Raw genomic sequence first — 26,236 nt, 5'->3', positions numbered from 1 at the left:
AGCTCAGGTGTTGCACTCCGTGAACGTCTGACCGGAGAGGAACGGCCTGTTTACGGGCATGTACCCCTGCGAACCGGAGCCGTTGCCGGGTGTGTTGACGAGTGTGCCAAGGTCGGCTGTCTTCCCCGGAAGCTTGTCGTTGTGCTTGTAGGGGAAGATGAGAGCTCGCACGTTCATGGAGGTCCCTCGGGTCGGCCTGTAGGACACGAGGTAGTTCTGGGCGTGTGATGCCTGCTGGTAGTGGTTACCACCAAAGTACGAGATCAGGAACTTCCGGGCGGGACAGCCTGCGATCGAGTTGTAGTACGCCATGGTGAGGTGGTTGCCGGGTGTCATGACGGGCAATGGGCTGTTGGGCCGGTTCACCGACTCCGCGGTGATCCACCGGCCTGTCGACGGCCCGACTGCGTAGGAGGCCACCGCTCCCTGGGCATTCGGGTTGGCCGGCCGCCTCTTCGCCACCACTGTCCCGTCAGGCGAGTACGTCCACCGCGTCATCTGCGTGAGGAAGGCGGTGGGTAGTGCCTGGAAGAACGCTCCGTGGTCCGTGTTGCCGCTGCGCCAGATCTGGTAGTCGGCCTGGATGTAGTCGTCTTGGAAGGTGTAGCGGATGAACGCGTACACGTCGTCGAACGGCTTGTACGGGTAATGCCCGTCAGCCTTGCGGTAGTAGAAGTTCCGGTAGCGGACCCGCCACTGGATCCACTGGCCACGACCCACCGACTCCGAGACGCTGTTCCGGCTGCATAGATCGCCCGAAGACGTGCACATGTCGATGCGTGAACCGGTGCCGGCGCCATCCGCGGCCCGGCAGATCGAGCCGGCCTGGGTCGGGTTCCAGCGGAGGCGACCGCCATTCAGGCAGTCGGGACCTTGCGCCACATGGTTCTTGCCGAACAGTGCCGTCTGGAACGCCGCACCTTCCGCCGAGGTGATGAGATTCATCGTGTTGTCGACGCGCTTGTTGTAGTACTCGGTGATCGCGGCACCGAACCGCTTGCTGATACCCACCTTGTAGTTGTGGTTCTGGTAGAGGAATCGCTGGGCGGTGTCGTGGGCGACCGCTGTGGGAACCCCGGCTTTGCTGGCAGAGACTGATCGTCCAGGGGTGCCGGGCTTGTTGCGGGCGATGACCTGAAGTTGGGGCGCGGTGCTGCTCATCGTCGGGGATCGGTACTGGATCCAGAAGCCCTTGCCAGCGGACTTGGGGTCCTGAGCGCAGATTGTCCAGGGACAGGGAGAATCCGCCACGCCGGTGACGCCCGGGTGTTTCATCCCCTGAGCGTGTACGGCAACCTGCACAGGAAAGCGCAGGTCATCGGGGTCGTAGGCGTAGCCGAACACGGTGTTGTCCGTGTACTGGTGCAGCACGATGACCGGATCGCCCGCCCCCGCCGCAGCCTCACGTTGCGCCGGCGGATCCATCCGCTCCGGGCCCGCTGCACGGTGACCGCCGGGTGACCCCACTGCGGGATCTACCGCTACGACAAGGGCCGTTGCGACTCCGACCGAGATCACAGCCAGGAGCAATATCAGCACGGCAACGGGTCTTCTCGCGCGTCGGGGCATGCCTTCTCCTCGTCCTGGGGGGTGGGTATCAGCATCACCACGAGTTCAATGTCAGTGGGTCTGGGTGTATCCGAGCGTCACGGAAGTGCACCCGCCCGGCGGCTGTCGGTGTTCCGGGCCCGCTTCTGCATGCGCAGTGGTACGGCTTGGCCGGACATGCCGCGGCTGCATCGGAACGGCGTCACCGGTCGGCATCTGCAGCAGGCGCAGCGGGCAGTGCGGCTGGTACGGCCGCGATATGCGCGTTGCGCTGAGCACCGGCCGACGGTGGCCCTCTGGTCGGTTCAGCGCATGAAGTCGATCTCCGGGTAGTCGCTCGAGGGGCCGTCGAGCACGGGCCTGTCCCGGTAGCGCAGGTGCTTGTCGAAGAAGGCGGCGAGGTAGGTGCGTTGGACCTCGATGGAGCGGTTGGGGTCGATCGTGCCGATGGCGTCCTCCAGTCGGTCGGGGGACATTCTGAACGCGCCGGGCGCCTGGGGAAAGAAGGCCTGGTTGTCAACGAAGGAGTTGTGCCCGGAGTCGCGCAGTTTCAGGTTGAGGCGCTCTCCTTCCAGGTGCTCCCAGAACGTTTCCCAGCTCTCGTCAGAGTCGCGGTCGTGGTGTTGGGAACTGAACAGCAGGAAGGGGCGGTCGAGGTCACGGGTGGTCGCCGGGCCGAAGAATTCGCCGTCCAGGTTCGCGCCGGCGCGGATTCTGGAGTCCGCATGCATGGCCTCTGGAACAGTTGCTCCACCAAGGGAAGCGCCGAACATCCCGATACGGTCCATGTCCACGGCCTTGGACAGCCCGTGGGGGAGCGGCTTGTGTTCCACGTCCGGGTTGTGGCCGCGGGCGATCGCGTCCAGCTGGTTGATGACGAAGTGGGTGTCCGCCGCCCGGACGTCGATCGTGTCGGACGAGTGGGCATCCGGCGGCATGGTGTTCACCTCAAGCCGCCCTCCGGGGAACTGCACCGCCTCGGACTGGTGGGTGTAATCGATGGTGACGACCAAGTAGCCGCGGCTGGCCAGGTCCTGAGCCAGTGAGGTGCCATTCGCGCGGGGCCCGTGCAGCCCGGTCGAGTACAGCAGGACCGGCAGCTTGCCGGCCCTGCGGTCAATCGGGGCGCCAGTGTGCCCGGCAGTGGCGGGCAGGACCACCGAGCCCGGTTGCACCCGATGGTTGGCCAGGTAGCGCTGGGCGGCGGCGAGCTTCATCCAGGGCGCGGCGGGATAGTGGGCGGTGTCCGTGGCCGGGTACCACAGCGTGATCATCAGCTCGCGCGGCTGATGGCCGGGCACATACGGATCCGTGCGTGCCGAGTCGCGCAAGTGAAGGTCGACCGTTCCGACGCGGTGGTGCCCGGTCGGGGCGGGGAGCGTCAGCTTGCGTGGCGCTTTCGCCCTGTCCGGGGCTTCCGCCGCGCCAGGGGCATCCGCCGTGGTTATGGGAGCACCGGTGGTCTTCCCCGCGGCGGTAGCTGGCGCGACTCCGGCGCCCAGGGTGACGGCCGTGGGCGCGTATGCGCTGGAAGCGGCCTGACGGCGTTCGTTGAGTATGCCGCCGAGTTGAGCACGTCGAGTGCCAACGCGGGCTACGTGCGGGAGAAATGGCCTGGTGCGGCCGGTGGCGGTTGTCGGCGCTCCTGCACTCGGCGTCCTCATGTGCCAGTCTCAGCAGCAAGGCCCGAGCCGCGAGAGGGCAGAGGTGAGCGAACGGTTCCCGCACCTCAGTGCACCGCGGCGCCGGCCCGGGGAACCGGCCCCGGTCAGAAGACCTGTGCTGGAGATTTGGCTCATTAACGCAACCGCCGAACGGTGACCATCGGATCCAGAGTTACCCCAGCATTGATCTCGATTTTACTGAGCGCTTTTATTACGCGACAGTTCGTAACCCCTGAGGGTGGTCTCGGTATACCCGCGACTGTGCGTGACGCGCCGAATGCAACCAAGGAACGTTCACTCAGTCGCTCTTGCTGGAAGGGGGTTGGGGATTCCCTCATTTCTGGACGAGGCTGGAGGTGTATAAGCGACCTACCCCTCGGGCGAGTTGAGCGCAATTCCGCATGGACCCTTATGCGGGGGCAAAACACAAACAGACTTGTGATTATCCTGTGCCCTCAGTGTCCGTACTGGCCGAGTTGCCGCACAGCTATCCCCCACATGCGGAGAGAACGCTGCCCTGCACCCTGTTGCCCGCGCGCCCCGTCCGCACCGCATCCGACGCCGCGCCGACATGCCCGTGCTCGGAGGCGTCAGCCCACCGACCCCATCCCCCAAGCACCTACCCCCGAGCCTACGGAGGCGCCTCTGCACCCGCACCACCCCAGTGATCCCTTCCGTCCCGACGTGCAGGACCCGGTCTACTGGGTCACTCCGCACCACCTGGCCGGTAACGATGGCGCTCTTGCCGAGCGGATGGGTGATGCCCTGGCCGGCCATGGCTGGCGCATGTGGCCGACGTCTCGCAACACCCTGCTGTATCTGAGCCCGGACGAGCTGTGCGGTGCCGAGTGGATCCTCGCGGCTTATCCGTTCGAGCTGGGCGGACCGCCCGTGGCCTGGCAGTTGAGCGCCCGCCCGTGTGTCACCTCCGCGATGACGGAGTGGAACCGCGTACTTCACCGCTGGTGTCCCGTATCAGGCGCTGGCTGATCTCCTCGTTGCGATCGGCGCCCGCGAGGCGCCCGACGTCGGATTGGAGGGGCCCGAGATGGTTCTGAACGCGCTCAGTGCCCAGGGCTGGATTCGCGACGTGGACCGGCCCCGGACCACCGCCTCAGACCCCGGGTTCTCCTGCAGCGTCTCCCTGGAGCCGCTGCCGCCGCTCATCCAGGACGCCGACCCGCGCCCTGACCTGGTGGGCTAGCAGGTGTGGGCGGAAGTTCTGGGTGCCCCGTATCTGTGGTGCGCCAGCTTCAGCGCCAGCGTCCCCCATGACCTGGTCGCCGCGTTCGCCTCCTCGCTGGCCTCACCGGTGTCTGTGCCCCGGCGCGCACGCTGCCCAAGGGCGCCGAGGGCCGGCTGAGCGTCGTCCGCCGCAGTTGACGACCCGCGATCTGATGTGGCCCGTTGTGCTGCTTGTCGCTGATTTCCCTGAGTTGCCCGTTCCCTGCGCCCGCCAGATGACCGAGATGGAGACTTCGTGTTCCGACGACGTGCTCGCGCCGACCGTGAGTTCCGTGAAGCCCAGCGTGAGGCGCACGCGCTGCTGTGGATGCATGCGCAAGAGCCGCTGCCGTTCGATACCGTCCAGGACGCGGCCACCCGGTTCCAGCGCGTACTGCGGTCCACCCTGGCCGACCTCGCCCAGGACTGCGCCACGCACCGGGTCGCACCGCCCGTCGTGTTCGTCATCGGCCCGACAGCAGGGCTGGAGGTACCCCAGGCACCGACCGCGGACGAAGCCCCGCATGCGCTCGTGCCCTGAGCCCGGCCCCGACCGTGATCCGCCGGACACGCCCTACGGCCTGTCCGGTGGATCAGGGCTGGATAGGCCGCGGCGTCCGAGCTGACATGTCGCCGCCACATGTAAAATGATCTTGCTCATCTGTGAGTTGAGTACAAGAGAAGTACATAGAACGAGGGGGACCTGCCATGCGTGCATGGGCAAAGACAGTCGCGTCCGTCAGCGCGGGCGCTCTGGGACTACTGGGCCTGGCGGTTGCTCCGGCCTCTGCCGTTACAGCGCACAGCGTGTCGGCCAAGGCCGCCAAGTGCTACGCCTACAACGGCACCAAGAGCACCCTCAACGTGCACAGTGGCCCGGGGCAGCGGTACACGACCATTGGCACCATCGCCAAGGGGGGCAAGCTTCCCTGCGGCCGGAACGGTGACTCTTCGATCACCGGCCAGCAGTACCACGACTGCGGCTGGAAGAGCGACAGGTGGGGGACCGTCAAGATCAACGGTCAAGACGGTTGGGTCGCCTATGAGTGCGTCGCTTTCGGCGTTTGATCCACTCGGGGAACGGTGAGCCCGTCCCCGTCATCTAGGGGCCTGTCCGACAAGATCCGCCGGACAGGCCCTAAGGCGCCTCCGGGCCCAGTCCTGTTCCCCGGTCCCTCAGTCCATGGGCTTGACCGCGCGCACGGCGTAGAGCAGCGGAATGATCGGCTCCGACGGCGGAAGCCGCCACCAGCCGTTCTCCGCCGGGACCATGGAGTCGAACCGCTTCCAGGGCAACACCTCGGTCTCGCGGACGAGTTGGACGGTCAGTCCCGCACCGGCCACGGCGGAAATCGCCTCGCCGAGGCCGTGCCGCCACTCGTAACTGGTCGTGGCCCCCTGCACCGGCGGGCCGTCGGTGTACGTGGCCGGGTTGTCGCTGCGGATCGGCCCCCGGCCCGCCAAATAGTCGTGGCGTAACCGGAGTTGCTGCCGCTCGGGATCCGCGCTCGGCGCCGGTCCCAGGGAGTCGAGCAGTGGATGGAACTCGACCAGATAGAGGGTGCCGCCGGGCCGCAGCAGCGCGTTGATGATGCCCGCCCAGACGGTGAGATCGGGCAGGTAGCACAGTGCGCCCTTGCCGGTGTAGATCACATCGAACCGGCGGCCGCCGAGCGCCGCCACCGCATCGTGCACATCCGCCTGTACGAACTCCATCCGCAGGTCCGCCTGTTCGGCGAGCCGCCGGGCCGCCGCGACCGCCGCGGCGGAGAAGTCCAGCCCCACCGTGTGCGCCGCCCCCCGCGCGGCGAACGCCGCCGTCTCGGTGCCCAGATGGCACTGGAGATGCAGCACATCCCGCCCCGCCAACTCGCCGAGATCCGTCCACTCGAATGGCGCGAACCAGTCGTCGGCGGTCCGCGAACCGTCCAGGCCGTAGAAGGCGCTCGCCACATGGACCGGCGTACGGGCATCCCAATTGGCCTGGTTGGCGCGGATCATCTCCGCGACGGCGGACGGGGGTTGAGCCATGCCCGGTGGGGTCGGAGGGGCGGTCTGCTGGGGGAGCGGTTCACTCTTCTCCGTGGTCATGGCCCCCTTGTACCGGCCCGGCGCCCGGGTCACCAGCAGGGGTGGCCGGTCTTGGCCCTCCTTGGCGGACGCCGGCCGAGATCCGCCCCTGCGACAGCGTCGCCAGCCGGGGCGCGCGCCGGACGAGGTCGTCGTCCTCGGTGGCCACGATGCAGCTGAGCCGCCGCTCGCTCCACAGCCGTGCGAAGAGCTCGACGAGCGCAGCCCGGGCGCCGGCGGTCAGCCCGTCGGTCGGCCGGTCCGCCAGCAGCACCATCGGCCGCTTCACCAACGCCCGGGCCAGCATGACCCGCCGCCGCGCCCCCTCGTCCAACTCCTCAGGGAATGCGGTCAGTTGGTTACCCAGTCCGACTTCCGCCAGCGCCTCCGCGGCCAGCTCGCGGCAGTCGGCCGGGCGCAGTCGCAGCGGCAGGAGGGCGCTCGCCACATTCTGCCGGGCGGTGAGCCCCGGCGCGAGTCCCCGGAAGCCGGAGACGGCAGGGGAGCCCGCGGACCCCGTGGCGGGTTCCGCGCCGCCGCAGAGGACGATGCCGATCGACTCCGTACGGATCCGGGCCAGCCGGCATTCGGTCGCCACGGCCAGATCCGTGCCGTTGAGCAGGACGGTCCCCCGGGTGGGCCGCTCCAGCCCGCCGAGAATGCGCAGCAGTGTGGACTTGCCCCCACCGGCCGGCCCCTGCACGACGAGCCCCGCTCCGTCCTCGACGCAGAGCCCGACACCGTCCAGAGCCCGTACCGTGCCCCCGTTCCGGCCGCTTCGACAGCACTTGGTCACGTCGGTCAGGTGGTACACGGTGCACGCTCCTCCGGGCCGTCGGCCGGGTGCGCGACGAGCCTGCGGTGACCGTAAGGACCTGATGTGACCGGCCGATAAGCGCCGTGTGAGAGCGCGATGAGAAGAGGGGGAAGCGGCGCGGGCACCGGTGACCGGCCATGGCCCGCCGTCGGACCAAAGGCCACTGGCCCAGCGGTTGTTGGGGAGTAATTATCCCGGCTCTCACCTGCACCATGCGCCACTCGGTGGGTATGTTGGGGACTGCGCCGCGTGGTCGTGCCGACACGGAACGATTCCGCCGCTGCGCCATGCCGAGGGCTGTCCAAGCGACGGGAAAGTGTGGAATGAGCCAAGAGACCCGACCACAGTCCAGCGCCGTTGACGTCACCATCCCGAGCGTCGCGCGGATGTACGACTACTACCTGGGCGGTAAGGACAACTACGCCGTCGACCGTGAGGCCTGCGAAGAGCTGAGCAAGGTCGTGCCGAGCACGCAGGTACTGGCGATCAACAACCGCCGCTTCCTCCAACGGGTGGTCCGCTGGCTGGCCCAGGAGCACGGTATCCGGCAGTTCATCGACCACGGGTCCGGCCTGCCGACGCAGGACAACGTCCATCAGGTCGCGCAGCGGGTCGACCCGGAGTCGCGGGTGGTCTACGTCGACAACGACCCGATCGTGCTGGCGCACGGCAGGGCGCTGCTGGAGGAGAACGCCCACACCGCCGTGATCCAGGCCGATATGCGGGACACCGACGTCATCTTCGGCAGCCCCGAGGTCGAGCGGCTGATCGACTTCGACCAGCCCGTCGCCGCGCTGTTCGTCTCCGTACTGCACTGCATACCGGACTCCGACGACCCGGCCGGTCTGATCAAGCGGGTCGCCGACCGGCTGGTGCCCGGCAGCTTCCTGGTGGTGTGCCAGCTGGTCAGCGAGGACGCCGCGACCCGCGACTTCGTCACCGAGTTCATGCGGGTGAGCACCCAGGGGCAGTGGGGCCGGGTGCGGCAGGCGCACGAACTGGCCGGGTTCCTGGAAGGGTTGGAGATTCTGGAGCCGGGTCTGGTGGAGGTCTCCACCTGGAAGCCGGATGCGGACATCGGTCCCAAGCAGCTCACGCAGGAGTGGATCGAGTACGGCGGCGTGGCCCGTAAGCCGTAGGTACCGCAGGGGCAGGGGCAGGGGCAGGGGCAGGGGCAGGGGGAGGGCAAGAGGGGCGGGAGCCGGGCGCAGTGCCCCGCCGACCCGCTCAGTGCTTCTTGAGCAGAACCGCTCAGTGCTCCTTGAGCAACCGTTCCAGCATGGCCAAGGACTCGCGCGGCGACTCCGACTGGGCGCTCAGCCGGTCCATCACCGCGAGGTAATGATCGACATCATCGCGCTTGTCCAGATAGAGGGCGCTGGTCAGCTGCTCCAGATAGACGATGTCCGGCAGATCCGGCTCCTGGAACCGCAGGATGGTGATCGGGCCACCGGCCGCCGCCAGCCCGCCGAGGCTGAACGGTGCGATCTGGAGGGTGATGTTCGGCAGTTCGGCCATCTTCAGCAGATGTCTGAGCTGCCCCGCCATCACCTCCGCGCCGCCGAGCGGACGGCGCAGCGACGCCTCGTCGATCACCGCCCATACCCGCGGGGCGTCGGGGAGCGTCAGCAGCTCCTGGCGCTGTACCCGAAGCTGGACCCGCCGTTCGACCTGCTCGGGCGTGGACCGCGGATGGCCGAGCTGCGCCACCGCCCGGGCGTAGTCCGCCGTCTGCAACAGGCCCGGCACAAACTGCACTTCGTACGTACGGATCACCGAGGCGGCCTCTTCGAGGCCGAGGTGGGTCTCGAACCAGCCGGGCAGTACATCGCTGTACTGATGCCACCAACCGGGGCTGCTGGTCCGGCCGGCCAGCTTGAGGAAGTCGGAGCGGACGTCGTCGTCCGTGACGTTGTAGAGCGTCAGCAGATCGGCGACGTCCCGCTCCTTGCAGCTCACCCGGCCGAGCTCCAGCCGGCTGATCTTCGCGTGGGAGCCGCGGATCGCCTCGCCGGCGGCCTCGCGGGTGATGCCCGCTGCCTCCCGCAGCCGGCGCAACTGCGTGCCCAGCACGATGCGCAGGACGGTCGGGCCGCCCCGCGGATGATCGAGATAGCGGCGCAGGGACGGTTGGCTGCTCGGCTGCGCGGCGGTCATGCTGACTCCCCTGAGTGGTCGGGCGAACGCTCAGTGTCCCATCGCCGCGAGGGTTCGTACAGCCGCGGAGATTACCCGAACGACATATGCGCCAATCTCTTCGGCATATGCCTCAGGTGCGGTCGACGAGGTCGTCGAAGTCGCCGTCCTTGGCGCCCTGGACGAAGGCCGCCATCTCGTCGCGGGTGTAGACCAGCGCAGGACCCGAGGTGAACCGCGAGTTGCGCACCGCCACCCCGCCGTCCGCGAGAACTGCCAGCTCGACGCAGTTGCCGCTGGGGTTGCTGCGCCGGCTCTTGCGCCAGACGGCACCTTCGATGCTGGTCGCAGGTATGCCGTTGGTCACCGACTTCATCACAGCTGCTCCTTGCTGGAGGGCGCTCCTCCGATCGGTTCCGGGCCCGCGATCACGTTGGCGTGAACGAGCCCCTGTGCGGCCGTACTTACCGATGTAATTGCAGATGCACTTGCACCGGCGGACGGCTGCCGAGGATATTAGCCCTCCACGGCAGTTCGGCCCAGCCCCGAAATCCCCTTCGCGGAGACGTTGATGACCGCACATCCGGCAGAAACCGTGCACGACGCCCTCTTGGAGGAACCGCGCGAGGAGACCTGGTGGATGCCCGACCCCGACGGTTTCGCCGCCTGTGCCCTCAGCGGCTCCGCCCACACCGTGTCGGAGGCCCGTAGGTTCACGCGGGTGACCCTCAAGGGGTGGAAACTCTGTGCCGGCGTCACCGAGGACGCGGCGTTGGTCGTCTCCGAACTCGTCAGCAACGCCTTGCGTTACGGCGTCCGGCCCGGCGAGGAGGACGGCGCTGCTGCCGGTGTGCCCGCCCGCATCTGCCCCGCCTGGCTCGCGCTGACCCGTCAGGACGGCTCCGTACTGTGCGCGGTCTCCGACGCCGGCACCACCGCACCCGTCGTCCGGACCCCGGACCCACTGGCCGAATCGGGGCGTGGACTGCACCTCGTCGACCGGCTCAGCGAGGCCTGGGGCTGGACACCGCCGGACCACGCGGGGAAGACGGTCTGGGCGACGGTGTCGATGCGCGGCTGAGCGCGCGGGGCAAGGCGCCGTACAGGGTGCCGGTCCCGACGGTCCGGATGCGGGCCTGTGGGACCATTTCCGGGTCACCGGCGCGCCAGGGGGAGGCCCGAGAAGCCGATGGATCTGCTGTCGTTGCGCTACTTCCGGGCCGTGGCACGCCGTGAGCACATCAGCCGGGCGGCGGAGGACCTACGGGTGGCCCAGCCCTCGGTGAGCCGGACGATCGCCCGGCTGGAGGCCGAGCTGGGCGTGCCGCTCTTCGACCGGCAGGGACGGACGATCCGGCTCAACCGCTATGGCGCCGCGTTCCTGACCCGGGTCGAGCGGGCGCTGGACGAACTCGAGGACGCCCGCCGGGAGATCGCCGATGCCGCCGGACTCGACGACGGCAGTGTCGCCGTCGCCGCGGAGACCCTGCTGCCCCTCACCGAACTGCTGGCCGCCTTCCGGGCCGCACACCCCGGGGTGACCGTACGGTGCTTCCAGTCCACGCCCGATGTGATGCTCGACCAACTGCGGTCGAGGGAGGCGGACTTCTGCTTCGCCTCGCAGCCGCTGCCCGGCCCCGGACTCGGGGCGGTGCGGCTGCTGCACGAAGAGGTGCTGCTGGCCGTGCCGGCCGGGCATCCGCTCGCCGGACGGAAGCGGATCGCGGTGTCCGGCCTCGCCGAGGAACCGTTCATCACCACCAGGCCAGGGCACTGGCAACGGGCCCTGCTGGAGCGGCTGTTCGCGGCGACCGGCCGCCGCCCGGTGATCTCCTGCGAAGGCGACGAGCCCGGGGTCACCCACTATCTGATCGCGGCCGGTCTCGGCATCGGCCTGATGCCCTCGCTCGCCTACGCCGATCTGGCCGGGGCCCCGCTCGCCTGGCTGCGCCTGGACACCCCCGACTGCGTACGGTCCCTGAGCCTGGTCCGGCGCGAGGACGGCTACCTCTCCACGGCCGCACGGCGGTTCCGTGAGATGGCCGTCGCCCACTTCGCCGAACGAGGGCGTCGCGCGCAACGTGCCCTGGAGGAGTGGTAGAGCGATCTCGAGGATCTGCGCATCGTCGTACGCCACGGTCACGACGCGCCGGGGAGCCTCAGCCGGGCGCACCGTCCGCCAGTCCGAACGCCGCCAGCAGCCGCTCGGCCGCCAGGGTCGCGGTGATCTCGCCATCGCGTACCGCACGCTCGACGTCGGGGCCCAGCCGGCGTACCTCCGGGTGTTCCTGGAGCCGGTCGATCAGCCGTTCGCGGACCATCGACCAGGTCCAGTCGACCTGCTGGGTGCGGCGGCGCTCGGCGAGCGCCCCGGTGGAGTCGAGCAGGGCACGGTGCTGCTCGACCCGCTCCCAGACCCCCTTCAGACCCGTGCCCTCGCGGGCGCTGCAGGTCAGTACGGGCGGCGTCCAGACCGCGTCTTGGGGCTGCAACAGCCGTAGCGCACCGGCGAGTTCGCGGGCCGCGGACCGGGCGTCCTGCTCGTGCGGACCGTCGGCCTTGTTGACGGACACCAGGTCCGCCAGCTCCAGCACGCCCTTCTTGATGCCCTGGAGCTGGTCGCCGGTGCGCGCCAGGGTCAGCAGCAGGAAGGTGTCGACCATGTTGGCCACGGTCGTCTCGGACTGGCCGACACCGACCGTCTCCACCAGGACGACGTCATACCCCGCGGCCTCCATCACCACGATCGACTCGCGGGTCGCCCGCGCCACCCCGCCCAGCGTCCCGGACGTGGGGGAGGGGCGGACGAACGCCGCCGGGTCGGTCGCCAGCCGCTCCATCCGGGTCTTGTCGCCCAGGATGGAGCCGCCGGTACGGCTGGAGGACGGGTCCACGGCGAGCACCGCCACCCGGTGCCCCATCCCGGTCAGCAGCGTGCCGAGCGCGTCGATGAAGGTCGACTTGCCGACGCCCGGCACCCCGCTGATGCCCACCCTGCGGGCCGAACCGGAGAACGGCAGCAGCCGGACGAGGAGTTGCTGGGCCGCCGCCCGGTGGTCGGGCCGGGTGGACTCGACCAGGGTGACGGCGCGGGCGATCCAGGCCCGGGAGCCCGCGCGTACCCCCTCGGCGTACCGCTCGACATCGATCGTCGCAGGCATGACCCCCCGATCAGAGCTCGTGGCCGAGGACCGACGCCAGGTCCCGCACCAGGTCGTGCGCGGCATCGGGGATGACCGTCCCGGGCAGGAAGACCGCGGCGGCGCCCATGTCGCGCAGCGGCTGCACATCCTGCGGCGGGATCACCCCGCCCACCACGATCGTGATGTCCTCCCGCTCCTCCGCGGCCAGCGCCTCCTTCAGCGCGGGCACCAGCGTGAGGTGACCGGCGGCGAGGGACGACACCCCGACGATGTGCACATCGGCCTCGACCGCCTGGCGGGCCACCTCGGCCGGCGTCTGGAACAGCGGGCCGACATCGACGTCGAAGCCCAGGTCGGCGAAGGCCGTGGCGATCACCTTCTGGCCGCGGTCATGGCCGTCCTGGCCCATCTTGGCCACCAGGATGCGCGGCCGGCGCCCCTCGGCGCGTTCGAACTCGGCCACCAGCGCCCGGGTGCGCTCGACACCGGAGGAGGGGCCCGCTTCGTCTCGGTACACACCGGAGATCGTACGGATCTGGCCGGAGTGACGGCCATAGACCGTCTCCAGGGCGTCCGAGATCTCCCCGACGGTCGCCATCGCACGGGCCGCGTCCACCGCCAGCGCCAGCAGATTGCCCTCAAGTCCCTTGCCGGGACCGGACTTCGCCGCCTCGGTCAGCGCCCGCAGCGCCTTCTGGCAGGCGTCCTCGTCGCGCTCGGCGCGCAGCCGCTTCAGCTTCTCGATCTGCTGGGTGCGCACCGCCGAGTTGTCGACCTTGAGGACCTCGATCTCCTCATCGGACTCCACCCGGTACTTGTTGACGCCGATCAGCGCCTGCCGCCCTGAGTCGATCCGCGCCTGCGTACGGGCCGCGGCCTCCTCCACCCGCAGCTTCGGGATGCCCGCGTCGATCGCCTTGGCCATCCCGCCGGCCGCCTCGACCTCCTCGATGTGCTGCCAGGCCCGCCGCGCCAGGTCGTGGGTGAGCTTTTCGACGTACGCACTGCCGCCCCAGGGGTCGATCACCCGGCAGGTGCCCGATTCCTGTTGCAGGAACAGCTGGGTGTTACGCGCGATGCGGGCGGAGAAGTCGGTGGGCAGGGCCAGCGCCTCGTCGAGGGCGTTGGTGTGCAGCGACTGGGTGTGGCCCTGCGTCGCCGCCATCGCCTCCACACAGGTACGGGTGACGTTGTTGAAGACGTCCTGCGCGGTCAGCGACCAGCCGGAGGTCTGCGAATGGGTGCGCAGCGACAGGGACTTGGGGTTCTTCGGCTCGAAGCGCTGCACCAGCCGCGCCCACAGCAGCCGGGCCGCGCGCAGCTTGGCGATCTCCATGAAGAAGTTCATGCCTATCGCCCAGAAGAAGGAGAGGCGCGGCGCGAAGGCGTCCACGTCCATCCCGGCCGCCAGGCCCGCACGCAGATACTCCACCCCGTCGGCGAGGGTGTACGCCAGCTCCAGGTCGGCCGTCGCACCCGCCTCCTGGATGTGATAGCCGGAGATCGAGATGGAGTTGTAGCGCGGCATCTTCTGCGAGGTGTACGCGAAGATGTCGGAGATGATCCGCATCGAGGGCTGCGGCGGATAGATATAGGTGTTGCGGACCATGAACTCCTTGAGGATGTCGTTCTGAATGGTCCCGGCCAGCTTCTCGGGCGGTACGCCCTGTTCCTCCGCGGCCACGATGTAGAGCGCGAGAACGGGCAGCACCGCACCGTTCATCGTCATCGACACCGTCATCTTGTCCAGCGGGATGCCCTCGAAGAGCTGCCGCATGTCATAGATGGAGTCGATGGCCACGCCCGCCATGCCGACATCGCCGGTCACCCGCGGGTGGTCGCTGTCGTAACCGCGGTGCGTCGGCAGGTCGAAGGCGACCGACAGGCCCTTCTGGCCGGCCGCGAGATTGCGGCGGTAGAAGGCGTTGGACTCCTCCGCCGTGGAGAAGCCGGCGTACTGCCGGATGGTCCACGGCTGGTTGACGTACATCGTCGGGTAGGGGCCGCGCAGATACGGGGTGATGCCCGGGTACGTCCCCAGGAAGTCCAGGCCGTCGAGGTCCGCCTCGGTGTACAGCGGCTTGACCTCGATGCCCTCCGGCGTCTCCCAGGCCAGGTCGCCGACGCCCTTGCCGGTGGCCCGCTCGACGGCCTCGGCCCACTGGCCGGCGTCGGCCGAGGCGGCAGGCTCGCCCAGCTCGACTCCCGTGAAATCCGGGATGTCCACCATCACGCCACCTCCATGACGTCCAGGGCCGAGGACAGCACCTCGACCGCGTCGCAGCCCGCGAAGATGAAGGAGTCCACCCCGGCCGCTACGAATTCCTCCCGGCGCTCGCCCGGCTTGCCGGCCAGAAGCACCCGCCGCGCCCCCGCGGCCGTCAGTGCGGCCGCCACCTCGGCGGCCTGCTCCCCGTACACCGCATCGCTCGAACACAGACAGGCGATCCCCGCGCCGCTGCGCGCGAACGCCTCCGCCACCGAGGCGGCATCCACCGTTTCCTGCACGGTCTCGATACCGCCGGCCTGGAAGAGGTTGGCGGCGAAGGTGACCCGGGCGGTGTGCGCCGCCACCGGGCCGAGGGCGGCCAGGAAGACCTTCGGGCGCTCCCCGTGAGCCGCCAGATGTGCGTCGGAGCGCGACCGCAGCCGCTCGTACGCATCGTCCCTGCGCACCCGCGGCAGCCCTGCCCCGCCCAACGGCGCGGGGGCCGGCTCGCGGTGCACCGGTGGCTCGGCGAGATGGGGGAACTCGCTGACGCCGGTGATCGGTTCGCGGCGGTGCGCCAGGTCCTCACTGCGGCGCGCCCAGGTGCGCGCCAGGCGCTCGCCGAGCATCCCGGAGCGCAGCGCCGCGGCCTGACCGCCCGAGCCCTCGATCTCCTGGAAGAACGCCCAGGCCGCACCGGCCAGTTCATCGGTGAGCCGCTCGACGTACCAGGAACCGCCGGCCGGGTCGATCACCTTGGACAGATGCGACTCCTCCAGCAGCACCGACTGGGTGTTACGGGCGATCCGGCGGGCGAAGGCATCGGACAGCCCCAGCGCCGAGTCGAAGGGCAGCACCGTCACCGCGTCCGCGCCGCCCACGCCCGCGGACAGACCGGCGACCGTGGTGCGCAGCATGTTCACCCACGGGTCCCGACGGCTCATCATCACCGTGGACGTGACCGCGTGCTGGCGCTGCGCGGACGCCTCCGGCGCGGCGCCGCACACCTCCGCGACCCGCGCCCACAGCCTGCGGGCCGCGCGCAGCTTGGCGATGGTCAGGAACTGGTCGGCGGTGGCCGCATAGCGGAACTCCAGCTGCCGGCAGGCGTCGTCGATGCCGAGCCCGGCATCGGTCAGCTGCCGCAGGCAGGCGACGCCGGTGGCCAGTGAGGCCCCCAGCTCCTCGGCGGCGGAACCGCCCGCCTCGTGGTACGGCAGCGCATCGACGGCCAGCGCGCGGATACCGGGCGCCTCGGCGACGCACCGCTCGGCCAGCCGTGCCGCCGCCTCCAGCTGGATGCGCAGCTTGCTGTCGTCGCCCGTACGGGCCAGCAGCCCGAGCGGATCGGCGCCCAGCGCGCCGACGGCTTCGCCGAGCGGTGCTCCGGACGCGGCGTACAGCCGCAGCAACTCCTCGGCGGCCGGGGCGAAATCGGCGCCCGCGTCCAGCACCACCGCGGCCAGGTCCAGATAGACGCCCTGGAGCGCCTGCTCCAGGCCGGCCACCGGAACTCCGCCGTCCCCGACCGCCAGCCAGACCGACGTGGCGCCGTTCTCCAGATCCGCGAGCACCGCTTCGTTGGCGCGCCGTGGATCGGTCTGCACATGGCGCTGGCGTACGTCCCACCCGGCGACGGTCGTGCCCTCGGGGCGGCCGGCCCGTACGAAGGGCGGGAACCCGGGGTGGCCCAGCGAGGCCGTGCCGTCCTCGGCGGTGTAGAGCGGGCGGATGCGGATCCCGTCCTGGAGATCCGTGGCGAGTGCATCCTCGGCGGCGGCACCCGTTGCCGGTGTAACGCCCGATTTGCGCAGCACGCCTTCGACGAGGCGCTGCCACTGCTCTCGGTCGGCATCCGGGAAGGCTGCGGCCAGGGGGAGTTCGGGGGACTCGGCGGTCATAACAGCAGGCTAGGCGAACGACCGTTAGCTGGAGCAGGGGCTCCAGCTGTGACGTTGCACTCGTTGACCGCTCATGGATGTTCGTATCTATGCGCCACTGACCGGTTCTGTACGGTGAGCGTGGCACCCCTCTTGAGGAGCAAGGGGGACCCCCGGAGGAGCATGATGTCCAAGGCACCGACCCTCCGCACCGCGGCCGTCGCCGCCCTGTGCCTGACCGTCGCCGCGCTCGTCCGGACGCTGCCGGAGGCCGCCGCTCCGGACCGTTCCGCACCCTGCGCCGGACGCCGGATCGCCTCCTGGTCGGCCGATTCCCGACAAACCGCGGAATTCGCCCGATACGGCAACGACAACACCAGAGTGGACGACTGGACCGGCGGCGACGGCACCCACTCGGTGCGCCTCCCCGACGGCCGTACGCTCTGGCTCTTCTCCGACACCTTCCTCGACCGCATCCAGCCGCCGCCCAACTCCCAGGGACAGCCCCGCCGTTGGCGCACCGCCGACCAGGGAGGCAGCCCCTTCCTGCGGCACAACTCCGCCCTGGTGATGTCCCGTTCGGGCCGCCTGGAGCGCACCCTCACCGGCGGCACCGCGACCGCACCCGGCCCCTTCTTCCCCGACCCGGCCGACGGCGGCTGGCGCTGGCCGGTGCACGCGAGGGTCGAGCCCCGTACGCCCGGGGCGCACGAGAAGGTCGTGCGCGTACTGCTGTGGAACCGTGCCCCCGGGGCCGGGCCGTGGATCTTCGGGGTCCCGCGCAGCACCGAGGTCGCCACCCTCTCGCTGCCCGGCCTGCGGCTGGAGGGCATCAGGGAGACCGTCGGCCGGAACATCGTCGCCGACCCGGGCCGGCGGGTCCTCTACGGAGCCGCCGCGGTCGCGGACGGCGGCTGGACCTATGTCTTCGGCGGCGACGACCCGCCGTCCACGCCGGGCTCCAGCGCCTATCTGGCCAGGGTCCCGGCCGGACGGCTCGCGGACCGGGACAGCTGGCGGTTCTGGGACGGCGCCCGCTGGCAGCCGCGGCCCGGGCGGGCGCGCCCGGTGCTGCGGGACAGCGGCCGGCGCGGCGTCGGCAGCGCCTTCACCGTCGTACGCGACGGCGCCCACTGGGTGCTGTTCACGATGGACACCAAGGGAGACGGCACCGCCGGGCTGCGGACGCTCACCAGCTACTGGTCCTGCGCACCCCAGGGCCCCTGGCACGGCCCCGACGGACACCTCACCCCGCCCCGCCCACCCGCGCCCGACCCGCAGCACATCGCCGTCTACAACCCCCAGGCCCACCCGGAATTCACCGCGGACGGGGAGCTGCTGCTGAGCTACGACCTGAACTGGCTCGGCCCGCCCGGCGTCCCGGCCGACCCCCGGCTCAACGGTGACGTGGGCCTCTACCGTCCGCGGTTCCTGCGCGTACGGATGGCGGACGCGGCACCCTGACGGGCGCGCCCGCTGCACTCAACTGCCGTGCTGCTCCCGCCACTTACGGGCCAGCTCGTCGATGTCGAAGGGGACGAGATTGAGCGGCGGACCCTCGATCGGGGTGCGCAACGCCGCGCGGATCCGTTCGTTGACCGCGGTCAGGATGCGCCGCAGCGCGGCCTCGCTGGGCGCATGGGCCGCCGCCTCCAGGGCGTCCTCCGCCTCCTTGCGCAGCACGAGGCTCGGCGGCAGGCAGGAGAGGTGCTCCCGGCTCATCTTCTCCTTGATCCACCACATCTCGTCGTACGGCTGGTCGAGATGGGGGAGGGGCTTGCCGGCCCCGGAGAGATGGTCGAAGGCGCCGCGCTCCGCGGCCTCCCGGATCTGCTTGTCGACCCAGCTCTCGAAGGTGACGCCGGGTGGTTTGCGCTCCGTCACCGGTACCTCCCCACGATATGGCCCGTGTCTCAGCCTACGCCGCCACTCTCGCCGAGCGAGCCGTCCGCCGCCGTGGCGGTCGGACTGGGCTGGACCACAGGGAAGGCGTTGTTACCGCCGCACACCATCGGGCCGACCCGGACCGTGTCACCCACCAAGGTCACGCTGACCTGCCCCGGCGGCTTGTTCCCCGGCACCCGGGCGTTGGCCGCGGTGCACACCAGCTGGTTGAGCGAGGCGGAGTCCAGCATCTTGGCGTTGATCGGCAGGGTGATCACCACCGAGCCCTCCCGCGATTCGACGGTCAGCCGGCCGGGGAACTTCGGCAGCACGCTGGAGAGGCCACGCATCCGCTCCGCGTGGTTGGGCCCGTCCATCAGCAGCTCGATGGCCTGCTCCGGGTCGACCGGCGCCTTCGCCGGCCGGGTCGCCGAGCGCAGCCCGGACTCTCCGTAGAAGAACAGCTGGACATCGGCGATGGGCTCGCCCGGCGACTTCACGCCGCTGGCGGGCTCACCGGCGTCGATCACATCCGTGGGTGCGATACCGCAGCCGGCCAGCGCACCGGCGAGCGCGCCGCTGACCATGCCGCCCACCATCCGCCGCCGGGACCGCACCGCGCGCCCGGCGCGGGGGGCATTCGTGCTGCTCATACGTCGTTCTCTCTCCCGCTGCCGGTGGTTGCTCCGGCGCCCGTTCCGCCCGCCGCGCCGGTTCCGCCCGTCTCGGCGGGCTCATCGTGCCGCAGTGGCAGGTCCACCGTGAACACCGCGCCGCCCTCGGGGGAGTTGGCCGCCCGCATCGTCCCGCCGTGCAGCCGTACGTTCTCCATCGCGATGGCCAGCCCCAGGCCGCTGCCTTCCGAGCGGGCGCGTGCGGAGTCCGCCTTGTAGAAGCGCTCGAAGACATGCGGCAGGACCTCGGGGTCGATACCGGGGCCGCTGTCGGAGATCTCGATCAGCAGCCGGTCCGCGCCCGGCGGCGGTGCGTGCAGCAGCACCCGGACCGGCTCGCCGCCGTGGTGCAGGGCATTGCCGACCAGGTTGGCGACCACCACATCGAGCCGCCGTGGATCGAGCCTGGCCCGTACGTCCGCCGGCAGCTCCGCCGTCACCCGCTTCTGCCAGGCCCTGGCCTGAAGTGTCTTGCGGATGGTCTCGGCGACGTCCACCTCGTCCAGATGGAGCGCGGCTGCCCCCGCGTCGAACCGCGAGACCTCCATCAGGTCCTCCACCATCCGCGCCAGCTTCCCGGTCTCCTGGCTGATCAGCCGGACCGCGGAGGCGGTGTCGGGGTCGAGGGAGTCGGCGTCCTCGTCGAGCACGTCGGTGACCGCGGTCATCGCCGCCAGCGGTGTGCGCAGCTCGTGCGAGACATCGGCCGCGAACCGCCGGGAGTTGGACTCCAGGCGGCGCAGCTCGGCCATGCTCTCCTCCAGCCTTGCCGCCATGTCGTTGAACGTCCGGGACAGATCGGCGAGTTCATCGGCGCCCTTGACCTCCAGCCGGGTGTCCAGCTTGCCCTCGGCGATCCGTCCGGCGGCCTGCCGCAGACCCCGTACCGGCCGCAGTACTCCGCGCGCGGCGAGCAGCGCCGGGATCACGGCGAGGATGAGCACCGGCAGCGCGCCCCGCTGTGCGGCGCTCACCAGCGCCTCGACATTGGCCTCCTCGGCGCTCAGCGGGAGCTGGGCGTAGACGGACAGCGCGGAGGCGTCGCCGTCGGACTGCCGGACCGGCATGCCGATCAGCAGCCAGGGATCGCCGCCCCGGTCGATGCGCTGGAAGGCCGGCACATGGCGCTTCTCCACCGACGCCTTGAGCTCGGCCGGCACCGCCACGCTGCGCCGCAGCCCGCCCTCATCACTGTCCGGGACGCCGCGGTAATGCACCGATATATCCCATTCGCGGGACTTTCCGGAGCGTTCCAGCTGGACCCGGAAGTTGTCCAGGTCCGCCTGGTTCGGCGGCACCCTGAGCTCCGGCGCCAGCGAATTGACCTGCGCCCGCAAGTCGTTGACGGCGATGTCCTGGGAGCGCTGGAGAATGGCGTTACGCGCCTCGCGGTAGGTCAGCAGCGCGGTGGTCAGCGCACTGACCGCGGCCACCACCAGAAACCCCACCACGAGCCGGGCCCGCAGCCCGCGGAGCAGGGTGCGCGACGGCACCCGCCGGCCGAGGCGGTTCACAGGGGCCCGAAGCGGTAGCCGAAACCACGCACGGTCTGGACGTAACGAGGGCTGCGCGGAGTGTCCTCTATCTTCGTCCGCAGCCGCATCACACAGGCGTCGACCAGCCGCGCATCGCCGTGGTAGCTGTGCTCCCACACATGCTCCAGCAACTGCTGACGGCTGAAGACCTGACCCGGAGTGGCGGACAGGAACAGCAGCAGCTTCATCTCGGAAGGAGCCAGCGCCAGATCCTGGCCGGCCTTGCCCACGACCAGCCCGGCCCGGTCGATGGCCAGCTCACCGTACGTCTCCACCGGAGCGGGCCCCGGATCCGCCGCCGGGGCGCCGTCGGCGGGCAGCGCCGTACGGCGCAACACCGCACGGATACGCGCCTCGAGGACCTCACCACGGGCCGGCTTGACGATGTAGTCGTCGGCCCCGGCCTCCAGGCCGAGCACCACATCGAGATCGTCGCCACGGGCGGTCAGCATGATGATCGGCAACTGCCGCTCGGCACGGATCAGCCGGCATATCTGGAAGCCGTCCTTGCCGGGGAGCATCAGGTCCAGCAGCACGATGTCGGGCCGGAAGCCCGGCAGGGCCGCAAGACCCTCCTCACCGCTGGCCGCTGCCGCCACTTCATGGCCGCGCCGCCGTAGCGCGAGCGTCACCCCGTCCCGTACGGCGGCGTCGTCCTCGATCAGAAGTACACGTGGCATGGGACCAGTATCAATAAGTTTCATGATGGATCCGTAACAGGAGCAGCCCGCCCGGCCCGGAGCGCATCTGTCGTGGTGGAAGGCGGCCGGCGTGCCCAGCACCCGCCGCCGTCCATAAGGACACCAGCACGGCACGAGGGACGGGATCGGGATGGCACGGCGCTTCGGCAAAGAGGGCGGGATCATCGGAGTGGCCGCGGCGGCAGTCGTGGCGCTGGCCGTGACGGGCGCGCTCGCCTTCCAGTCCGGCGGTCCCTTCAACGCCGAGGCCGACAGCCCCAGCTCCGCCCAGCCCCAGCGGGCTCCCCGGATCGCCCCCGTCGACCCCTCCATCGAGCACGCCTCGGAGCGCCCGGGCCGCAGCCTGAACATCACCATCGACGACGGCCCGGACCCGGTCTGGACCCCCAAGGTGCTGGAGGTGCTGAAGAAGCACGACGTCAAGGCGGTCTTCTGCATGATCGGCCCGCAGGCCAAGGCCCACCCGGACCTCGTCAAGCGGGTGGTGGCCGAAGGCCACCGGCTCTGCGACCACACCATCAGCCACAACACCGGCATGGACAAGCAGCCGCAGAACTACCAGTCGCAGCAGATCCTCGACGCCCAGAAGATGATCGAGGAAGCGGCGGGCGGCGCCAAGGTCGAGTACTACCGCGCCCCCGGCGGCGCCTTCACGCCCTACAGCCGCCGCCTCGCCGCCGACCACGGCATGCGCCCGCTCGGCTGGAACGTCGACAGCAAGGACTTCGAAAGCGGCAGCGTCCAGGCGATCGAGTCGACGGTACGCGGCGAACTCACCAACGGCCCGACCGTCCTCTTCCACGACGGCGGCGGCAACCGCGCCCTGACCGTCGAATCGCTCGACCGCCTCCTGCCGTGGATGAAGCAGCAGGGCTACGGGTTCGGCTTTCCGAAGCGGTAGCAGCGCGGCGGGACCTCTGCCCTCACACGAAGACCGGCCGCATCCGCCACGGTGACCGAACAGTCCGGCCTCCTCCGGCTCTTGGCGCGCCCGGGGGCGGGCCCTGCCGAGGAGGCACACCGCCGGCCCTCGCCCTTGAGGGGCCCTCCGCGCGGAGCAGCGCGCCGGAGATGCCCCTTCTCACATGCTCACGCCCGGCTGTGCCGTCACGCCGCCCCGAACAGCTCCGCCAGACCGCGCTCCAGGCCGAGGTACACCGACTCGCTGCCCGCCGGCACCGCCACGTAGGACCGGGCCAGGAACCGCCGTACGTCCGCGGTCTGCAACTGCACCATGGCGATGCCCTCATCGGCGTGGAACTCCATCACCGTGCGGTCCGGACCGGACGGCCGCACCCGCACATCGCCCCGCCCGGCCGGCGTCCGCAGCCCCTCGTCCAGCAGTTCACGGGCGAACGTCCACTCCACCCCGACGCCGTCCAGCGAGATTTCCGGCGGGAAGGACATCCGCACCGCCAGCGGGTCGGCGCGCTGGTAGTGCAGCACCGCCGGGACCGCGTACGGTCCCGGGGTCGTGGCGATGAGACGGACCTGGACGGCTTGGTCGATGGCGGTGTTCATCGCGCTGCTCCCTCACGGCTGTCGGGCATGGGCAGATGGCTCGTCCAGTAGGACGGTGTGCCCGCTCTCGCCGTGCACGCGACATGGGTGTGAGCTATCTCATATTGACGGGGGTGGTGCGAAGGTCCTTAAGGGCTACGGCAGTTGGCGCGTCCGCTGCCCCGGCACCTCCGGGCGGACCAGGAACTCGTCGAGGAGACCGGGGGTCACCCCCGCGGCGAACCCCGGTGCCTGCTCCGCCGCGAGATCCCGGACCCGGTACCCGTCCTCGCCCGCGGCGACCGCCGCGGTCAGCGTGACCAGCCCGGACCGGCGGGTGAACGGCGAGGTGGAGAACGTCCAGGCGACGATCGCCGAACGCTGAAGCGCGACGGTGTCACGACTGAACGTCCCCGACCGGGCGACCAGATAGCTGCCGTCCACGCCGTGTCCCAGACTGCGGTACGCGTCCTTGGCCAGCCACAGCACGACCGGGGTGCTCGTCACCGCATAGATCCAGGCGCAGTGCAGCAGTACGGGCGTGAACGCCACACCGAGGCCCGCGAGTACGGCGGCGCCGGGCGCTACCACGAACAGCAGACCGCGCACCCGGCGCCGGCGCAGGGCAGCCCGCGGAGGCGCCGACAGCGGTGCGGGTGAGGCGTTCCCAGGGGCGGCCGGTGAGGCGTGGGACGCGCGCGCGGGGCGCAGAGGTTCAGGTGACGCAGTCGGGTGGACCGGCGAGGGCACCTGAGACGCGCTTGCCGGGAAGGGCCTGCGCAGCGCGCCGCCCGCCACCCGCAGCGCCTCGGCACGGGGCGCAGGCGGCAGCAGCCCACTGCGCTTGCGGTTCTCCTCGCGGTTGCCGAGCCCGCCGGCCACCGCACGGACCAGCGCACCACCGCCGGCCCGCAGCAGCAGCGGTTCACGCAGCAGCACACCGCGCAGCCGGTCCCGCTCGATGGTGACCGAGCGGGTGGTGAACAGCCCGCGGCGCACCCGCAGTGTGCGGGCGTCGGTCCACTCCAGGCAGTAGTTCCACCAGTTCTCGACGTACATCGCGCTCGCGCCGACCGAACCGAGGGCGAGGACGACCAGCAGCGCCGCCGGGACGGTCAGCCAGAGCGCGCTCGCGCCGAATTCGGTGAACGCCCGCTGGACGAAGCCGATTTTCCACGGCTCGATACCGATACCGTCCAGCGCGCGGTAGACCGACCCCGCCACCACGAACACCCCGCCGACCACCCAGAAGGTGAGCGGCGCATAGCGCAGCCAGCGCCAGTTGATACGGGACAGCACCGGATCGGCGGCGACCCCCTCGGTGTCGGCGCGGGCCAGCAACTCCCTGCGCAGCCGGTCCGCTTCGGCGACCGTGAGCGCCTCCAGCGACAACTCGGCGCCCCCGTCGCCCGAGCCGGCCGTACCCGCCCGCAGCACGGTGACGCCCAGGAGGCGGTGCAGCGGCGACGCCGTCAGATCGACGGTGCGGATACGGTGCAGCGGCACACTCCGCAGCCGCCGGTTCAGCAGTCCGCTCCGTACGTCCAGGGTGTCGGAGGTGACCCGGAACTCCGTACGGGCCCACCGGATCAGCCCGATCACGGTGATGACGGCGAACGAGGCGGCGAGGGCGCCGAGCGTGATCCAGGCACCGATGGTGATCCGGCCCCCGGTGGCCAGTGCGGTCAGCACCAGCGAAGCGACCGGAGCGCCCATCCAGCCGCAGTGGACGAGGAGCGTACGGGGGTCCAGGCGTCGCCAGGGGACGGAGGGAGTGGCGGACGCGGGGGATACATCGCGTGGGGCGGAGGACGCACTCGGGTCCGGGGTGGGAGTTGTCGTGGGCGTGGCGGCCGTGGCCCGATCGGAGGTGGGTGCCACGGGGCGCGTGGAGGGCGTTTCCGGGTCGCGTGGGGCGTTCATGCGGCATCCCCCGGCACATCCTGCGCGGCCTCGCCGATCCGCCGCGACAGCTCCTCCGCGTCCGCGTCCGACAGCCCCGCGATCTTGATGTCGCCCGCGGTCGAGGCGGTGGTCACGGTCACCGTCGCCAGCCCGTACCGCCGCTGCAACGGGCCCCGCACGGTGTCCACGGTCTGCACTCGCGACAGCGGTGCGATCCGCCGCTTCTGCCAGAACCAGCCGCCGGCCGCATAGACCGCGCGCCCGCCCAGCTCCCAGGCGTGCACCGCGTACCGCCACCGCGGCATCACCAGCAGATATACGACTGCCGGCAGGACGAGCACGACCACCAGCAACGGCCCCAGCCACGGCAGCGCGCCGGGGAAGAAAAGTATCGACAGTACCGCCATGACGAGCGCGGTCAGCAGCATCGGACCGCTGAGCGTCAGCAGGGCCTGGAGCGTCCACCATCGGCGCGCCCGGGGATCGACACGGTGGCGGGGCGGGCGCAGGAGCGGGGTGGCGGGCTCGGGCATCAAGGTCACCGGTTTCCAAGTCAAGCGTATTGAGTGGCCGTACGTTATAACGGTACAAGTGACTTGTAAAAACGGCCCGGTCCTGGACTCCTGGAATCCGGGTCCACGCGCGGGGCCGTGTACGAAACAAGGCGGTACTGCGCACGACAAGAAGGACGTTTCACCGTGCCCAAAAAGGTGGATCACGAAGCCAGACGCCAGGAGATCTCCGAGGCGCTGTGGCGGATCGCCGGCACCCGCGGGCTGGACGGTGCGAGCCTGCGCGATGTCGCCGCCGAGGCCGGTATCTCACTCGGGCGGTTGCAGCACTACTTCCGCACCAAGGACGAGATGCTGGCCTTCGCCCTCCAGCACATCAACCGGCTGGCCGCGCTCCGCATCCGCGAGCGCATCGAGGCGCTGGCCGGCGAGCCGACACCACGCGAGGTGCTGCGCGCCTGCCTGTCGGGCATGCTGCCGCTGGACGAGCGGAGCCGCATCGGCCTTCTGGTCGGCGCCGCGTACTACGCCCGCGCCGTATACGACAAAGCCCTGCGCGCCGAGGCGCAGCAGGGCATTCCACAACTCCGCGCGTTCTTCACCGACCAGCTCCGCCGGGCCGCCGAACGGGGGGAACTGCCCCCGGGGCGCGCCACCGAGGACGAGGCGATGCTGCTGATCAGCGTCGTCGACGGGCTCGCCACGTACGTCCTCCTGGACGTCCACGAGCCCGAGACCGCACTACGACTCCTGGACCTCCACCTGGCGAACCTCTTCGGCGACGCGCCTGCCAGGGGAGAGACGCCCGCGTAGGGGCGTGCCCCCGTCGGCCTC

General features: G+C 70.3%; 27 protein-coding genes. 11 read left to right on the top strand and 16 right to left on the bottom strand.

All coding sequences use genetic code 11. From position 1 onward, the window contains the following. Positions 1 to 3: 3 nt before the first annotated feature. Both ACZ55A_RS08185 and ACZ55A_RS08180 read right to left on the bottom strand, forming a co-directional pair. The gene (locus ACZ55A_RS08185) at positions 4 to 1,425 is read right to left on the bottom strand and encodes a hypothetical protein (protein WP_468836003.1); all 1,422 of its coding nucleotides are present in this window, start codon (positions 1,423 to 1,425) and stop codon (positions 4 to 6) included. A gap of 428 nt (positions 1,426 to 1,853) precedes the next feature. Continuing rightward, on the bottom strand, positions 1,854 to 2,996 hold the full coding sequence (locus ACZ55A_RS08180; RefSeq protein ID WP_468836621.1) for an alpha/beta hydrolase family protein: 1,143 nt from the start codon (positions 2,994 to 2,996) through the stop codon (positions 1,854 to 1,856). Positions 2,997 to 3,896: 900 nt separating this feature from the next. Between ACZ55A_RS08180 and ACZ55A_RS08175 the strand changes: the two genes are divergently transcribed. The 5 genes from ACZ55A_RS08175 (at position 3,897) to ACZ55A_RS08155 (ending at position 5,504) form a co-directional block, all read left to right on the top strand. Then, entirely contained in the window at positions 3,897 to 4,202 is a 306-nt protein-coding gene (locus tag ACZ55A_RS08175; protein WP_468836000.1) for a hypothetical protein, read from the top strand. Positions 4,203 to 4,260: 58 nt separating this feature from the next. Then, complete coding sequence (locus ACZ55A_RS08170; RefSeq protein WP_468835998.1) at positions 4,261 to 4,416, top strand: hypothetical protein; 156 nt, start codon at positions 4,261 to 4,263, stop codon at positions 4,414 to 4,416. Positions 4,417 to 4,419: 3 nt separating this feature from the next. After that, positions 4,420 to 4,575 carry an SPDY domain-containing protein gene (locus tag ACZ55A_RS08165; protein ID WP_468835996.1) on the top strand — a complete coding sequence of 52 codons (156 nt, stop codon included), beginning with the start codon at positions 4,420 to 4,422 and terminating at the stop codon, positions 4,573 to 4,575. Between the two features lie 117 nt (positions 4,576 to 4,692). After that, positions 4,693 to 4,977, top strand: a complete 285-nt coding sequence (locus ACZ55A_RS08160) for a hypothetical protein (protein ID WP_468835993.1) — start codon at positions 4,693 to 4,695, stop codon at positions 4,975 to 4,977. A gap of 266 nt (positions 4,978 to 5,243) precedes the next feature. Beyond that, complete coding sequence (locus tag ACZ55A_RS08155; protein WP_468835991.1) at positions 5,244 to 5,504, top strand: SH3 domain-containing protein; 261 nt, start codon at positions 5,244 to 5,246, stop codon at positions 5,502 to 5,504. A gap of 108 nt (positions 5,505 to 5,612) precedes the next feature. On the opposite strand, the gene ACZ55A_RS08150 is transcribed toward ACZ55A_RS08155, so the two are convergent. Both ACZ55A_RS08150 and ACZ55A_RS08145 read right to left on the bottom strand, forming a co-directional pair. Further along, a complete protein-coding gene (locus ACZ55A_RS08150) occupies positions 5,613 to 6,527 on the bottom strand; it encodes a class I SAM-dependent methyltransferase (RefSeq protein ID WP_468835988.1) in 915 nt (304 codons plus the stop codon). Next, positions 6,508 to 7,320 carry an ABC transporter ATP-binding protein gene (locus ACZ55A_RS08145; RefSeq protein WP_468835986.1) on the bottom strand — a complete coding sequence of 271 codons (813 nt, stop codon included), beginning with the start codon at positions 7,318 to 7,320 and terminating at the stop codon, positions 6,508 to 6,510. The genes ACZ55A_RS08150 and ACZ55A_RS08145 overlap by 20 nt, the downstream gene beginning before the upstream one ends. Before the next feature lie 326 nt (positions 7,321 to 7,646). Between ACZ55A_RS08145 and ACZ55A_RS08140 the strand changes: the two genes are divergently transcribed. Then, entirely contained in the window at positions 7,647 to 8,462 is an 816-nt protein-coding gene (locus tag ACZ55A_RS08140) for an SAM-dependent methyltransferase (protein WP_468835983.1), read from the top strand. Between the two features lie 112 nt (positions 8,463 to 8,574). Here ACZ55A_RS08140 and ACZ55A_RS08135 read toward each other — a convergent pair whose 3' ends face one another. Then, positions 8,575 to 9,480, bottom strand: coding sequence for a helix-turn-helix domain-containing protein (locus ACZ55A_RS08135; RefSeq protein WP_468835981.1), 906 nt, complete (start codon positions 9,478 to 9,480; stop codon positions 8,575 to 8,577). A gap of 112 nt (positions 9,481 to 9,592) precedes the next feature. Further along, positions 9,593 to 9,835, bottom strand: a complete 243-nt coding sequence (locus ACZ55A_RS08130) for a DUF397 domain-containing protein (RefSeq protein WP_468835979.1) — start codon at positions 9,833 to 9,835, stop codon at positions 9,593 to 9,595. Between the two features lie 195 nt (positions 9,836 to 10,030). Here ACZ55A_RS08130 and ACZ55A_RS08125 point away from each other — a divergent pair, with 195 nt between their 5' ends. Continuing rightward, a complete protein-coding gene (locus tag ACZ55A_RS08125) occupies positions 10,031 to 10,540 on the top strand; it encodes an ATP-binding protein (RefSeq protein ID WP_468835977.1) in 510 nt (169 codons plus the stop codon). A 108-nt stretch (positions 10,541 to 10,648) separates the two neighbouring features. Further along, positions 10,649 to 11,560 (top strand): LysR family transcriptional regulator, encoded by a 912-nt coding sequence (locus ACZ55A_RS08120; RefSeq protein WP_468835975.1) that lies wholly within the window; start codon positions 10,649 to 10,651, stop codon positions 11,558 to 11,560. A 58-nt stretch (positions 11,561 to 11,618) separates the two neighbouring features. On the opposite strand, the gene meaB is transcribed toward ACZ55A_RS08120, so the two are convergent. The 3 genes from meaB to ACZ55A_RS08105 are packed head-to-tail and all read right to left on the bottom strand — an operon-like array spanning position 11,619 to position 16,712. Continuing rightward, on the bottom strand, positions 11,619 to 12,620 hold the full coding sequence (gene meaB, locus ACZ55A_RS08115) for a methylmalonyl Co-A mutase-associated GTPase MeaB (RefSeq protein ID WP_468835973.1): 1,002 nt from the start codon (positions 12,618 to 12,620) through the stop codon (positions 11,619 to 11,621). Positions 12,621 to 12,630: 10 nt separating this feature from the next. Then, positions 12,631 to 14,832, bottom strand: coding sequence for a methylmalonyl-CoA mutase (gene scpA / locus ACZ55A_RS08110; protein ID WP_468835970.1), 2,202 nt, complete (start codon positions 14,830 to 14,832; stop codon positions 12,631 to 12,633). After that, entirely contained in the window at positions 14,832 to 16,712 is a 1,881-nt protein-coding gene (locus ACZ55A_RS08105) for a methylmalonyl-CoA mutase family protein (protein WP_468835967.1), read from the bottom strand. Before ACZ55A_RS08105 ends, scpA begins: the two co-directional genes overlap by 1 nt. A 165-nt stretch (positions 16,713 to 16,877) precedes the next feature. Here ACZ55A_RS08105 and ACZ55A_RS08100 point away from each other — a divergent pair, with 165 nt between their 5' ends. After that, positions 16,878 to 18,155 carry a DUF4185 domain-containing protein gene (locus ACZ55A_RS08100; protein WP_468835965.1) on the top strand — a complete coding sequence of 426 codons (1,278 nt, stop codon included), beginning with the start codon at positions 16,878 to 16,880 and terminating at the stop codon, positions 18,153 to 18,155. Between the two features lie 18 nt (positions 18,156 to 18,173). Here ACZ55A_RS08100 and ACZ55A_RS08095 read toward each other — a convergent pair whose 3' ends face one another. From ACZ55A_RS08095 to ACZ55A_RS08080, 4 genes are read right to left on the bottom strand one after another with little or no spacing between them, the layout of a single operon-like run. Continuing rightward, positions 18,174 to 18,575 (bottom strand): DnaJ family domain-containing protein, encoded by a 402-nt coding sequence (locus ACZ55A_RS08095; RefSeq protein WP_468835963.1) that lies wholly within the window; start codon positions 18,573 to 18,575, stop codon positions 18,174 to 18,176. A 29-nt stretch (positions 18,576 to 18,604) separates the two neighbouring features. Continuing rightward, positions 18,605 to 19,228: a hypothetical protein gene (locus tag ACZ55A_RS08090; RefSeq protein ID WP_468835960.1), complete on the bottom strand. Its 624-nt coding sequence runs from the start codon at positions 19,226 to 19,228 to the stop codon at positions 18,605 to 18,607. Further along, the gene (locus tag ACZ55A_RS08085) at positions 19,225 to 20,763 is read right to left on the bottom strand and encodes an ATP-binding protein (RefSeq protein ID WP_468835959.1); all 1,539 of its coding nucleotides are present in this window, start codon (positions 20,761 to 20,763) and stop codon (positions 19,225 to 19,227) included. Before ACZ55A_RS08085 ends, ACZ55A_RS08090 begins: the two co-directional genes overlap by 4 nt. Beyond that, on the bottom strand, positions 20,760 to 21,464 hold the full coding sequence (locus tag ACZ55A_RS08080) for a response regulator (protein WP_468835958.1): 705 nt from the start codon (positions 21,462 to 21,464) through the stop codon (positions 20,760 to 20,762). Before ACZ55A_RS08080 ends, ACZ55A_RS08085 begins: the two co-directional genes overlap by 4 nt. 151 nt (positions 21,465 to 21,615) lie before the next feature. Between ACZ55A_RS08080 and ACZ55A_RS08075 the strand changes: the two genes are divergently transcribed. Next, on the top strand, positions 21,616 to 22,386 hold the full coding sequence (locus ACZ55A_RS08075; protein WP_468835955.1) for a polysaccharide deacetylase family protein: 771 nt from the start codon (positions 21,616 to 21,618) through the stop codon (positions 22,384 to 22,386). Positions 22,387 to 22,592: 206 nt separating this feature from the next. On the opposite strand, the gene ssgD is transcribed toward ACZ55A_RS08075, so the two are convergent. The 3 genes from ssgD to ACZ55A_RS08060 form a co-directional block, all read right to left on the bottom strand. Next, positions 22,593 to 23,006, bottom strand: a complete 414-nt coding sequence (ssgD, locus tag ACZ55A_RS08070) for a spore wall synthesis regulator SsgD (protein ID WP_468835952.1) — start codon at positions 23,004 to 23,006, stop codon at positions 22,593 to 22,595. 135 nt (positions 23,007 to 23,141) lie between these two features. Continuing rightward, a complete protein-coding gene (locus ACZ55A_RS08065) occupies positions 23,142 to 24,701 on the bottom strand; it encodes a PH domain-containing protein (protein ID WP_468835949.1) in 1,560 nt (519 codons plus the stop codon). 203 nt (positions 24,702 to 24,904) lie between these two features. Next, positions 24,905 to 25,423: a PH domain-containing protein gene (locus ACZ55A_RS08060; RefSeq protein WP_468835947.1), complete on the bottom strand. Its 519-nt coding sequence runs from the start codon at positions 25,421 to 25,423 to the stop codon at positions 24,905 to 24,907. Positions 25,424 to 25,588: 165 nt separating this feature from the next. On the opposite strand from ACZ55A_RS08060, the gene ACZ55A_RS08055 reads away from it, so the two are divergent. Then, positions 25,589 to 26,215 carry a TetR/AcrR family transcriptional regulator gene (locus ACZ55A_RS08055; RefSeq protein WP_468835944.1) on the top strand — a complete coding sequence of 209 codons (627 nt, stop codon included), beginning with the start codon at positions 25,589 to 25,591 and terminating at the stop codon, positions 26,213 to 26,215. The last annotated feature ends 21 nt before the right edge of the window (positions 26,216 to 26,236 follow it).

The sequence above is a fragment of the Streptomyces sp. NPDC034111 genome, assembly GCF_055575375.1.
The sequence above is the reverse complement of the archived record's forward strand: the minus strand, read 5'-3'. Positions and strand labels throughout refer to the sequence as shown.